The sequence below is a fragment of the Pseudomonas sp. S32 genome, from assembly GCF_016648095.1.
Lineage (GTDB): Bacteria > Pseudomonadota > Gammaproteobacteria > Pseudomonadales > Pseudomonadaceae > Aquipseudomonas > Aquipseudomonas parafulva.
This window is the reverse complement of sequence record NZ_JACVVF010000023.1, coordinates 77464-86582: the sequence shown is the minus strand read 5'-3', so window position 1 is coordinate 86582 and position 9119 is coordinate 77464. Positions and strand designations below refer to the sequence as shown.

Here is a 9119-nt window from a genome sequence, read left to right as displayed (position 1 = left end):
CGGCGCATCGCGAGCTGCGCTCGCTCCTACGTTTGTTTCGGGCCAATTAGGTCTGTGCCATTGGTGCGCGTATGCCCTGGCGCATGTCGCGGTACCGTATCGCGCCTGTCACAGGCAAGACTGGCCCGGCAAGAACCGCGCGCGGGATTTCACCCACGGCAAGGCCAGCCACTTCATTGTGCTGGGTGTGCTGTTCACCCTGGCCTTCGTGGCGGTTCTGATCGGGCTGGTGCAGTTGGCCCTGCACCTGGCACGCTAGCTTACTGGTGGCTGACCCAGTACACCGCGGTGACGACCACCAGCAGGATCAGGCAGAGGATTGCCCAGGCATCCACGCTGCTATCGGGTTTGCGCGCCTTGGTTGAGTTGGCCATTGCATCGCCTCTTGTAGTGGTTATGGGAATGCACTTCACCACCAGCAGTTAAGACCAGCAATGCCCTTCCCTCAAGCAGGGGCTTTCAGTACTCGACCGGTGACGTGAGAAACGGATAACGATAGCTGGGCGGGTGACCCACTGCGCTGTAGGCCTTGAAATCCACACCGTAATCGGCAAGCGCCAGGCGCTTGAGCCAACGCCTGGCCTTCGCCTGGTCAATGCTTTGCAGCACGGGCAGGCTGTAATCGCCACCACCGTCACGGGCAAACGCCAGCCCCCTGGCGTCATCGTGCAGCATCACCATGGCCCACCCTCCCAAGGTGAAATGCCCACCCATCAGCACGCTCAAACGCCCGTCAATGCGCGCACGCAGGGCCTCGGACGAACTGTTCACCGCACTGAACACCACGTCACGCCCAGGCTTGCGCCCAGCCTCTTCGAACGCTTGCATGGCCCCAAAAGCCATTTCGTCGTTTGCCGACCACACCAGGCGGGTGTCGGGGTAACGCTGCAGCAGCAGCTGCGCCTGTTCATAGGCACGCTCGCGACTCCAGCCGCCATACACCACCTGGCGCAAGCGCACCTGCGGAAAATCCGCCAATGCCCGGCGCATGCCGTCTTCACGCCGTTGCGAGGCGGGGGTGGTCTTTACGCCAGAAAAGGCAAGCAGGTCTAACGTGCCTTCACCCTTCGGCAACTGCGCCACCATCTCATGGAGCATCTGGAAACCCGCCTGTTCATCGTTGGTGGTCAGCGTACCCAGTGGCATGGCGTATTTGTCGGGCTGGGCGGCTACCCTGCGCGCCTGGCCAGCAGTAAGGCCATTGTTGACCAGCAGCAGCTTGACCCCGGTACCCTGCGAAAGGCGCATGATTTCCGGGGCGACGTACTGCTCGTTGACCAGCACCAGGTAGTCGGGTCGCTGCGGCCCATCCAGGGCCGCGCGGGCCTGTTTCATCACCACATCGGCGCGGCGCTCGCTGTACTCTACACGCAGGTCCATGCCCAGCTCGTCCGCGGCTGCCTGCATGAAGCGGGTGTAGCTGGTCCAGAAGGTTTCGTTCGACAACCCAGGGTTGAGGAAAACCACCGAAGCCGCTTGCGCCCCCGCCGTCAGCGGCAGGGCGAGGCACAGGCTTTGGCACAGGGCCTTGAACATGGGCTGACATCTCTGCAAAGCAAACCGCGGATTATAACGCCCCCAGGCCATCGACGGCACAAATGGCAGTCAGTCTCACATAGTCCATTTGGTTCTTTTCATATGCTAAAACATCACTTTAGCGCATAACCGCAACCTGCTATCGTTCCCCGGCTCCGTACCGGAGTGCGCGGCCGTGCGCGCGAATAGCTGCATGCCTGAGACAGGACTTTTATGTACGTATACGACGAGTACGATCAGCGGATCATCGAGGACCGCGTCAAGCAGTTCCGTGATCAGACCCGCCGCTACCTGGCCGGTGAGCTGAGCGAAGAAGAATTCCGCCCTCTGCGCCTGCAGAACGGCCTCTACATCCAACGATTCGCGCCAATGCTGCGTGTCGCCGTGCCGTACGGCCAGCTGAACGCCCGGCAGGTTCGCACCCTGGCCAAGATCGCCCGCGACTACGACAAGGGCTATGCGCACATTTCCACCCGCCAGAACGTGCAGTACAACTGGCCGGCGCTGGAAGACATCCCCGACATCCTCGCCGAGCTGGCCACCGTGCAGATGCACGCCATCCAGACCAGCGGCAACTGCCTGCGCAACACCACCACCGACCAATTCGCCGGCGTGGCCGCAGACGAGGTCATCGACCCGCGCCCATGGTGCGAAATCGTGCGTCAGTGGACCACCTTCCACCCCGAATTCGCCTTCCTGCCGCGCAAGTTCAAAATCGCCATCAACGGCTCGCAACAAGACCGCGCCGCCATCGAAGTGCATGACATTGGCCTTGAGCCGGTGCGCAACGAGGCCGGCGAGCTGGGCTTCCGGGTACTGGTGGGCGGTGGGCTTGGCCGTACCCCGGTGGTGGGCTCGTTCATCAACGAGTTCCTGCCCTGGCAGGACCTGATCAGCTACCTGGACGCGATCCTGCGCGTGTACAACCGTTACGGCCGCCGTGACAACAAGTACAAGGCGCGGATCAAGATCCTGGTCAAGGCACTCACCCCGGAAGTGTTCGCCCAGAAGGTCGAGGCCGAAATGGCCCACTTGCGTGGCGGCAGCAGTACCCTGACCGAAGCGGAAGTGCAGCGTGTGTCGCGCCACTTCGTCGACCCTGATTACCTGGCGCTGGAAAACGTCGACTACGCCGCGCTGGATGCCGATTTCCCCGGCTTCGCCCGCTGGCGTGCGCGCAATACCCGCGCCCACAAACGCCCAGGTTATGTGGCGGTGACGCTCTCTCTCAAGCCTACCGGCGTGGCGCCAGGCGACCTCACCGACAAGCAGCTCGATGCGGTGGCCGACCTGGCCGAGCGCTACAGCTTTGGCTTCCTGCGCACGTCCCACGAGCAGAACATCATCCTCGCCGACGTTGAGCAGCGCCAGTTGCACGCGCTGTGGCAGGAGCTGCGTGAAGGGGGCTTCGCCACCCCGAACATCGGCCTGCTGACTGACATCATCTGCTGCCCAGGCGGCGACTACTGCTCGCTGGCCAATGCCAAGTCGATCCCGATTGCCGAATCCATCCAGCGCCGCTTCGATGACCTGGACTACCTGTTCGACATCGGCGAACTCGACCTGAACATCTCTGGCTGCATGAACGCGTGCGGCCACCACCACGTCGGCCACATCGGCATCCTTGGCGTGGACAAGAAGGGCGAGGAGTTCTACCAGGTTTCGCTGGGCGGCAATGCTGCACGCGGCGCCAGCCTGGGCAAGATCCTTGGCCCATCGTTCGCACAGGATGACATGGCCGACGTGATCGAGAAGCTGATTGCCGTGTACGTCGAGCAACGCACCGAAGACGAGCGTTTCATCGACACGTACCAGCGCATCGGCATCGACCCCTTCAAGGAACGCGTGTATGCAGCGAATCATTAAGAACAACCAGATCGTCGACGAAACCTGGCACCTGCTGCCCAAGGAAACATCGTTCGACGAGCTGACCAACTGCGACGACTACATCGTGCCCCTGCAGATGTGGCGCGACCACGCCCATGCCCTCAAGGCCCGTGACGGTGGCCTGGGTGTGTGGCTGGACAGCGATGAGGAAGCCGAAGAAATCGGCGAAGACGTGCAGCACTTCCAGGTGATTGCGCTGAACTTCCCGGCATTTACCGATGGGCGCAGTTATTCCAATGCTCGCCTGCTGCGTGACCGCTTTGGCTTCAAGGGTGAACTGCGTGCCATCGGCGACGTACTGCGCGACCAGCTGTTCTTCATGGCCCGTTGCGGCTTCGATGCCTTTGCCATCCGCGCCGACAAGAACCCGGAAGAGGCCCTGCAAAGCCTCAAGGACTTTTCGGTGACGTACCAAAGCGCCACCGACGAGCCCCTGCCCTTGTTCCGTCGTCGCTGATCATTCGCTTTGCAGCCAGTTGCGGGCGCGGGCTTGCCCGCAACTGGCTATTGCACCACGCGAAATTATCAACTCCCGCAGGTAAGCATTCTCCTCAGGCCAACCGCGTACTACGCTCCTCTTGCACAGTCACCCGCCGAGGAGTTACCTGATGTCCCGCCCACCCCTGCCCCCGTTCACCCGTGACAGCGCCATCGAGAAAGTTCGCCTGGCCGAAGACGGCTGGAACAGCCGCGATGCCGCCAAGGTCGCCCTGGCCTATACCCCGGACACTGTCTGGCGCAACCGCGTCGAGTTCCCCCGTGGCCGCGCCGAGGTACAAGCCTTCCTTACCCGCAAGTGGAACCGCGAGCTGGACTACCGCCTTATCAAAGAGCTGTGGGCGTTCACCGACAACCGTATTGCCGTGCGTTATGCCTACGAGTACCGCGATGACAGCGGCCAGTGGTTCCGTGCCTACGGCAACGAAAACTGGGAGTTTGCTGAGGACGGCCTGATGCACAATCGCCACTCCAGCATCAACGAGCACCCCATCGCCGAAACCGAACGCAAGTTCCACTGGCCGCTGGGGCGCCGCCCCGATGACCACCCCGGCCTCTCTGAACTGGGGCTTTGAAGCCAGGCCGGGCTGCCTTGGCGGCTGCGGCATGGATACGCCGGCGGGCCACTTGTTTCAACCTGGCTGCCCAAGGTGCCCTGCCTGCACGCAGTTCAGCCGCCAAGTTGTGTACAGTAGGCCTACAACAATGCCCGCACAGGAGCCCGGCACATGACCGTGACGCTGTCCCCCCTGCAGATCGACTGCGACTTCGATTCCGGCAACATCCAGGTGATCGATGCCAATGACCCCGCCCATGTACGGCTGGCCATACGCCCGGACACCCACAGTGGCCACTACCAGTGGTTCCACTTCAAGGCAAGCGGCCTTACCCTTGGGCAAACCCACCGTTTCAGCCTGGAAAACGCCTCCGGCTCCTCCTATCGCAACGCCTGGCACGGTTACAACGCCGTGGCCTCCCATGACCAGCAAACCTGGTTCCGCGTGCCCAGCCAGTTCGACGGCACGGCGCTTTCGTTCGAGGTGACAGCTGAGCAACCACAGATGTGGTTCGCCTATTTCGAGCCCTACTCACGCGCCCGCCACAACCAGTTGATCGAACGTGCCCGCCAGGTGCCTGGCATCGAGTTGCTGGCCAGTGGCCGCAGCGTGCAGGGCCGCGATATCCCTCTGCTGCGGGCCGGTGACGCCGCGCCGGGCAAGCGCAAGCTGTGGCTGATTGCACAGCAGCACCCCGGCGAGCACATGGCAGAGTGGTTCATGGAGGGCGTGATCGACCGCCTTCAAGCCAACGACGAAACCATTCAGCAGCTGTTGGCCAAGGCTGACCTGTACCTGATCCCCAACATGAACCCGGACGGCGCCTTCCTCGGGCACCTGCGCACCAACTACCCGGGCAAAGACCTCAACCGCGCCTGGCAGGACGCCAGCATCGAGTTCACGCCTGAAGTGTTCTTTGCCCAGGCGCAGATGAAGCAATACGGCGTGGACGCATTCATCGACGTGCACGGCGACGAAGAAATCCCCCACGTGTTCACCGCCGCCTGCGAGGGCAACCCGGGGTACTCTGCACGCCTCGCCCAGCTTGAAGAGCACTTCCGCAGCACCCTGTGCAGCCTGACGGCTGACTTCCAGACGCAGCACGGCTACACCCGCGACGCGCCCGGCCAGGCCAACACCACCCTGGCCTGCAACGCAGTCGGCATGGCCTACGACTGCCTGTCGCTCACCTTGGAGATGCCTTTCAAGGACCATGACGACGCACCCAATGCGGTCACCGGCTGGTCGGGCGCACGGTCGAAGGCACTGGCCAGCGCCGTGCTGGATACGCTGGCGAACATGGTCGACCGCTTGCGCTGAGCCTCAGAACTGAACGTCCAGTACCACACTGTCGGAGTAGCTCGCGGCCGGGGGTGTGGGCTGGTCGGTGTACACCCTGGCGTTGTAGTTAAACACCTGGCTGCCGGTGCCGGTGCCCGCACCTGGGTTGATGTCTGCATCGGCGCTGGCACGCCTGGCGCTGCCCGCCGCTCCCCAGCGCACCGTGCCTGCGCTTTTGAAGATGTCGTAGGCCAAGTAGTTGTTGGCGCTGGACTTCATGCGCCGACGCCCCCCAGCGGCGTTTTGCCCGTCATCCAGCCCAACGGTATAGCTGCTGCCCTTGGTGCAGGAAACGTTGAGGCTTTGGGCCACCGTGCCGAAGGCCGTTACCACGGGTGCAGCGGCAAAGGTGATGTTGGGCGTGGTGATCTGGCAATCATTGGTGACGGTAAGGCTGACGGTAAGGGCCTGCACGCCCTCACTGTTGTCACGGCCAACACATAATCCAGCCAGGCCAATGCCTTCGCAGTAATTCCAGGCCCAACCCAACGTCAGGGTCTCCTGATACACGCCCGCCGCCACGTTGCTGCCGAGCTGGGTACGCAGATAAAGCGGTACTGCCTTCGGCGCGCCACCCAATAGCCCCAGTAATTCGAGGATACCGGTACGGCCGTACTCGAACGCCACGCCTCGGGTGATCGGGTAACGGCTGGTGGCATCGGCGTACAGGGTGTAGGCGATTACATCGCCATTGGGGCCCACCAAACCGCCTGTGGCGGCTTGCACTGTCAATTTGAAGGAGTCAGACGCGCTGAGCACCCCAAGCACAGTCCCATTGCATTGCAAACCGGCGTTGAGCGTGGAGGCCGATTGCACTGCGCTGCGCACCTGGGTGGAATTGAGTGTGCCGAACAGCGCTGGCGTGGTGGGCACGGCCGCACACTTGGCCCACGCCGGCCCGGCACACAGCAGCGCCACCAGTGCCCAGCCCTGGCCTGGCAGGCCACTCATCTGCACACCAGTGGGCCGACTTGCGCTATGGCACCCGCAGAGTCGGGCAATGTGAATTCGACATTACAACGCCCACCCCCTTCGACCTCGACCTGCAACTGGTTGGCGGTCGCCAGGTTTTCCAGATACACCAACCCGTCCCAACCCACCACCGCCTGCGCGCCCGTCTGCGTGTGTGTGACACGGCTGCCCAGGCTCAGGTGGCGCTGCCCGGCATCCACCAGCTCGATACTTGCCGCCAGCACCCGACGCAATTCGAACTCCAGCAAGTAACCACTGCCACGGCGTACGGCCACCCGCTGTTCCACCTGGGTGGCGAGCACGTCGGGCGGCAGGTCCATAGGGTCGATTTCATATTTGCCGCGGTAGTAGGCACTGCTGTAAGGCACTAAAAGCTGGCCGTTGGCATTGGTGCGCCCCACCTGCTGGTTCTCGTAGCGCACCGGTACGTCGGCATAGCCCGCAGTGCTTACCACCACAAAGGCATCATCGATGCGGTTGGCGGCAAACAGGCCCTCGCCCATCCACACCAGCGACCCGCTGACGTCGGCCCAACGGGTCATCGCGCCGCTGCTGCCGTAAACCCCGGCCTGCATCTGCACCGCCTGCAGGCGCCAGGTCAGGTCAGCCTGACGGTAAGCCTGGCGGTCACTGCCCGTGGCATAACCCAGGTTGTAGCCCACACCGGTGGCCAACGGCGTGGCGTGGCTGTAATTGACGCGCTGCAAGCTTTGCCCCTCCCTGCTACGCTCGACGCCAATGGCCAACGTACCGCTGAGGCCAAGCGGAATCACCCACTGCGCCTGCACGGCCCATTGGCTGCTGCTCAGTTCACGGTTGGCCGACAGGTACAGGCTGCTGTTGCCCCATAACGGCCTGCTGTAGCTAAGGTTGAACAGACGGGTACGGGTGCCGTCGCCGGCGCGCACATCGAAATAGCCTGCGCCTACGTTGCCGTATTCGTTCAGGTTCAGGCTGACCGTTAGCTGCTCGCTGCTGCGGCTCAGTTGCATATCGGGCCTGTCGACGCGTGTCAGGTCGGCATAGTCGCCGCGACGCTGCAGCCGTTGATAGCTGAAGCCAAGGTGCTGGCTGTTGTATTGGTAACCCAATGCCAGTTGATGCCCTTGGCCGCCCTGGAAACGGCTTTGCGTCAGCGCCCCATTGATAACGCCGAACTGGCCCGCGCGCAGGTTGCCGCCCAGCCCGCCCAACGTCAGCGAGGGCGCAACTTCGGCGTGGGTTTCCAGGGTAAAGGTGTCACTCAGGCCGTGGCGCAGGCTGGCCGATGACACGCCCGGGCCATAGCCGAAATCACGCACACCGTAGTCGCGGCGCAGGCTACCGGCCGCCAGCGCGTAGTCCGACATGCCCTTCTGCAGCAGGCTGCTGGTCACGTAGAACGGCAACGTGGTGGACACTTGCCGGCCCAGGGCGTCGGTGGTCACCACCACAGCCTCACCCGCCCCATTGATAAACGGCACGTTGGTCAGCGTATACGGCCCCGGCTGCAATTGCGCAGTGCTGGACCGGTAACCATTGATGAACAGCTCCAGCGAGGTGGGCACAGCCGCCTCCCCGGCGAAGGCCGGCAACGGGTAGGTCACCAGGTCTGGCCGTGCTGCAAAGTCGCGGGCCACCTGCAGGCCACCCAGGCGTACCGAGCTGCTCCAAGGCAGTGCCGCGGTGATCAGGTCCCCCGCTTCGTAGGTCAGCAGGCGGTGCTCATCGGTGAAACGCCAGGTGGTGTCGTAGCGTAGAAAACCCTCGCGTGAACTGCGCCGGCCCCTGTCGTTGAATGCGCTTCGCCACTGGCCGGTGCTCGACAGCGTGCCCCAACGGTCGAACACCCGCAGTTCGTTCCACGCAGCCAGGTAGGTGCCCGCATCATCGGTGTCGTTCAGGTACAGGTCGTAATTGAACAATGCGCCAAAGCTGCTGCGTGCCTCACTGGGCGGGTACAGGGTGCGATCCCCTACCTGCTGATCAGGCAACCACGCGGCCGGCACCTGCAAAAGCAGGCGCTGGTTCTGGGTATCGTAGTCACTGTGAAGGCCCGCAACCGCGTCCAGCGACACCTCGCCGACCGGGCTGCCTGGCAGGTTCAACCCCGCTGCCTGCAACACGGCGCTGTCCACGTATAACTGCCCGGCGCGCTGTTGCACCGGCACCAGTTCAGCCTTGGGCATCTGATTCACCAACAGATCCAGATAAAGGGTAGCGTCGGCCACCGCCGACAGTTCGGTGGGCGGCGGGGGCAGCTCGTCCGCCAGCACCCATGGCGTTAGCTGCCCAGCCATGACCAGCAGCAGGCACCCACTGCAGGCCGTCGTGCACCGCTTCACTCGC

General features: G+C 63.2%; 7 protein-coding genes and 1 pseudogene. 5 read left to right on the top strand and 3 right to left on the bottom strand.

All coding sequences use genetic code 11. The annotated features are described in order from the left end of the window. Positions 1-127: 127 nt before the first annotated feature. A pseudogene (locus IAE38_RS14600) lies at positions 128-259 on the top strand (DUF2970 domain-containing protein); the annotation flags it as partial. A gap of 200 nt (positions 260-459) precedes the next feature. Here the strand turns inward: IAE38_RS14600 and IAE38_RS14595 are convergent. After that, a complete protein-coding gene (locus IAE38_RS14595; RefSeq protein ID WP_201218132.1) occupies positions 460-1536 on the bottom strand; it encodes an ABC transporter substrate-binding protein in 1077 nt (358 codons plus the stop codon). 213 nt (positions 1537-1749) lie between these two features. Here IAE38_RS14595 and IAE38_RS14590 point away from each other — a divergent pair, with 213 nt between their 5' ends. The 4 genes from IAE38_RS14590 to IAE38_RS14575 all read left to right on the top strand — a co-directional run bounded on the left by IAE38_RS14590 (position 1750) and on the right by IAE38_RS14575 (position 5798). Continuing rightward, complete coding sequence (locus tag IAE38_RS14590) at positions 1750-3402, top strand: nitrite/sulfite reductase (RefSeq protein WP_028634487.1); 1653 nt, start codon at positions 1750-1752, stop codon at positions 3400-3402. Further along, positions 3386-3880 carry a DUF934 domain-containing protein gene (locus tag IAE38_RS14585; RefSeq protein WP_201218131.1) on the top strand — a complete coding sequence of 165 codons (495 nt, stop codon included), beginning with the start codon at positions 3386-3388 and terminating at the stop codon, positions 3878-3880. Before IAE38_RS14590 ends, IAE38_RS14585 begins: the two co-directional genes overlap by 17 nt. Before the next feature lie 151 nt (positions 3881-4031). After that, a complete protein-coding gene (locus IAE38_RS14580) occupies positions 4032-4496 on the top strand; it encodes a nuclear transport factor 2 family protein (RefSeq protein WP_201164301.1) in 465 nt (154 codons plus the stop codon). A 153-nt stretch (positions 4497-4649) separates the two neighbouring features. After that, positions 4650-5798: a M14 family metallopeptidase gene (locus tag IAE38_RS14575; protein ID WP_201218130.1), complete on the top strand. Its 1149-nt coding sequence runs from the start codon at positions 4650-4652 to the stop codon at positions 5796-5798. Between the two features lie 3 nt (positions 5799-5801). Here IAE38_RS14575 and IAE38_RS14570 read toward each other — a convergent pair whose 3' ends face one another. Together IAE38_RS14570 and IAE38_RS14565 are read right to left on the bottom strand one after the other, a co-directional pair. Next, positions 5802-6770: a Csu type fimbrial protein gene (locus IAE38_RS14570; RefSeq protein WP_201218129.1), complete on the bottom strand. Its 969-nt coding sequence runs from the start codon at positions 6768-6770 to the stop codon at positions 5802-5804. Continuing rightward, positions 6767-9070, bottom strand: coding sequence for a fimbria/pilus outer membrane usher protein (locus tag IAE38_RS14565; RefSeq protein ID WP_201218128.1), 2304 nt, complete (start codon positions 9068-9070; stop codon positions 6767-6769). The genes IAE38_RS14570 and IAE38_RS14565 overlap by 4 nt, the downstream gene beginning before the upstream one ends. Positions 9071-9119: the final 49 nt, after the last annotated feature.

Bases quoted from the DNA above. Each gene is read 5' to 3' on its own strand.
- IAE38_RS14570 (WP_201218129.1), bottom strand. From the start codon at position 6,770: ATGAGTGGCCTGCCAGGCCAGGGCTGGGCACTGGTGGCGCTGCTGTGT.
- IAE38_RS14565 (WP_201218128.1), bottom strand. From the start codon at position 9,070: ATGGCTGGGCAGCTAACGCCATGGGTGCTGGCGGACGAGCTGCCCCCG.
- IAE38_RS14585 (WP_201218131.1), top strand. From the start codon at position 3,386: ATGCAGCGAATCATTAAGAACAACCAGATCGTCGACGAAACCTGGCAC.
- IAE38_RS14595 (WP_201218132.1), bottom strand. From the start codon at position 1,536: ATGTTCAAGGCCCTGTGCCAAAGCCTGTGCCTCGCCCTGCCGCTGACG.
- IAE38_RS14575 (WP_201218130.1), top strand. From the start codon at position 4,650: ATGACCGTGACGCTGTCCCCCCTGCAGATCGACTGCGACTTCGATTCC.
- IAE38_RS14580 (WP_201164301.1), top strand. From the start codon at position 4,032: ATGTCCCGCCCACCCCTGCCCCCGTTCACCCGTGACAGCGCCATCGAG.
- IAE38_RS14590 (WP_028634487.1), top strand. From the start codon at position 1,750: ATGTACGTATACGACGAGTACGATCAGCGGATCATCGAGGACCGCGTC.